We start from the raw sequence: 2,076 nt of genomic DNA, 5'->3' as shown, positions 1-2,076 counted from the left end.
GCACCCACCGCTCTCTACCACGACGGCTTCACCAGCGTTTTCACCGTCAACGCCTCCGGTGGTCATCTCCAGGAGACCTACCTGCCGAAGATCGGTTCCGCCTGGTACACCCAGGACCTCAGCAGCGGCGCCCTGCCCGCCACCTCCTGACAACGGCGATGCCGCACCGCGACCCCGGTGCGGCATCCCTTCCGGCGTGTCGGTACAGGGGCTGACAAGACCGCGCGCGGAACGGCCGGCATCTCGCCACGGCGGTCGCCGGAGGATCACCGACATATGCGGGTGACGGCGTTCGGACGCGCCGAACCACAGGGACGCTCACCTTCGTATCGGCAGGCATTCACTTCATCGTGCCATCGAATAACTAGGACCTGACATCATGCGTAAAATGCTGGGGCGACTTCGGGTCGTCAATACCTCTCGGCTGTTCGACAGCCACCGGCGTAAGGGCCGCGGTGCGCCCGTGACGGCCGCTTTCCGCTCGACTGCCGTCGGTGTGGCGGCCGCCGTCATGGTCGCAGTGACCGCCGCTCCGGCGGCCGCCGTTCCGTCCGGCTACTCGGTCGGCGGCACCGACGTGTCCAATCACGACGGCACCATCAACTGGAGCCAGACTGCCGCCAAGGGCGTCAAGTTCGGGTGGGCCAAGGCCACCGAAGGACTCGACTTCGTCGACGGCCAGTTCAACGCCAATTACCACGGCGCCAAGGACAACGGCGTCTACATCGGCGCCTATGCTTTCGGCCGCCCCGACAAGGGCGTCAACACCGGCAGGGCCCAGGCCGACTTCCTCATCGACCACGCGCAGTACGTCAACGACGGCAAGACCCTGCCCCTCCAGCTGGACATCGAATGGCCGTGGTGGACCACCAGCGCGCCTGTCTATCCGTGCTACGGACTGACACCCAGCCAGATGGTCACCTGGATCCGCGACTTCGTCAACGAGGTCAAGGCACGGACCGGGCGCGAGGCCGCCATCTACACCAATGCCAACTGGTGGAACAACTGCACCGGCAACAACACATCCTTCTCAGCCAACCCGCTGGAGACCGCCCGCTACGGCGACTCCCCCGGCACTCTCCCGGCCGGATGGTCCCGCCCCACCGCCTGGCAGTACGCCGGCTCATCCAGCACTCTGCCCGGCTCGCCGACCGTCTTCAACGGCAGCGCCGACGACCTCGCCGCATTCGCCCGTGGATCAGGTGCGAGTACGCCATCACCCGTGTCCGGTAGTCCGGCGGTGGTGCATGAGGGTTTCGTCAGCATGTTCACGCGTAGTGCCGGTGACGGTCATATTCAGGAGGCGTATCTGCCGAAGATCGGCTCGTCCTGGTACACCCAGGACCTGAGCAGCGGGGCCGGCATCCCGGCGTCGGCGACGAAGCCGGTGGCGATCGTGCATGAGGGGTACACCAGCGTTTTCACCGTCAACGCCTCCGACGGCCATCTCCAGGAGACCTACCTCCCCAAGATTGGCTCCGCCTGGTACACCCAGGACCTCAGCAGCACCGCCGGTACTCCGGCCTCGGCCGATGTGACACCCGCCGTGGTGGTGCATGAGGGGTACACCAGCGTCTTCACCGTCAACGCCGCCGACGGCCATCTCCAGGAGACCTACCTCCCCAAGATCGGCTCCGCCTGGTACACCCAGGACATCAGTGGCACGGCCGGCACTCCGGCCTCGGCCGATGTGACACCCGCCGTGGTGGTGCATGAGGGGTACACCAGCGTTTTCACCGTCAACGCCTCCGGTGGTCATCTTCAGGAGACGTATCTGCCGAAGATCGGTTCGGCGTGGTACACGCAGGACATCAGTGGCACCGCCGGCACTCCGGCTTCGGCCGATGTGACACCCGCCGTGGTGGTGCATGAGGGGTACACCAGCGTTTTCACCGTCAACGCCTCCGGTGGTCATCTCCAGGAGACCTACCTCCCCAAGATCGGCTCCGCTTGGTACACCCAGGACATCAGTGGCACCGCCGGCACTCCGGCCGTGACGGGCACACCCGCTGTGGTGGTGCATGAGGGGTACACCAGCGTTTTCACCGTCAACGCCTCCGGTGGTCATCTCCAGGA

The 2,076-nt window shown here is 65.8% G+C and carries 1 protein-coding gene; it reads left to right on the top strand.

What is annotated here, in order from left to right:
- Positions 1–388: 388 nt before the first annotated feature.
- Positions 389–2,076: GH25 family lysozyme (locus AB0B72_RS40150; protein ID WP_367745051.1), on the top strand; the 1,688-nt coding region annotated here is incomplete at its 3' end.

This window comes from Microbispora sp. NPDC049125, from assembly GCF_040802045.1.
Classification (GTDB): domain Bacteria; phylum Actinomycetota; class Actinomycetes; order Streptosporangiales; family Streptosporangiaceae; genus Microbispora.
Note: the sequence above shows the minus strand (reverse complement) of the source record. Positions and strands in the feature narration are given on the sequence as shown.